The organism is Alkalihalophilus lindianensis (assembly GCF_032843265.1).
In the GTDB taxonomy this organism is placed as follows: Bacteria; Bacillota; Bacilli; order Bacillales; family Bacillaceae_D; genus Alkalihalophilus; species Alkalihalophilus lindianensis.
Window position 1 is genome coordinate 1 of record NZ_JAWJBA010001035.1, and the last position, 235, is coordinate 235.

Sequence of the window (235 nt, forward strand, 5' to 3'; positions counted from 1 at the left end):
TTCAGTATTTTATCGGTTTGCCTAAATTCCAGGAAAAAGCCCCATTTGATCATTCTCTGATGACTCGTTTTAGAAAACGTTTGGGTGCAAACATCATCAATGAACTGAATGAATGGATTGTTCTGGAAGAACAAGAACGCCAATCGGAAGAAGCATCTAAGGAAAATGACAACGATGATGATCATAGTAGTGGTGATCATCAACCTTCCGGTCCTACTTTGGAAGAGAATTCAAC

General features: G+C 39.1%; 1 pseudogene. It reads left to right on the forward strand.

The features are described from left to right. Window positions 1–235 (forward strand): annotated as a pseudogene (locus RYX56_RS25260) (IS5/IS1182 family transposase); the annotation flags it as partial.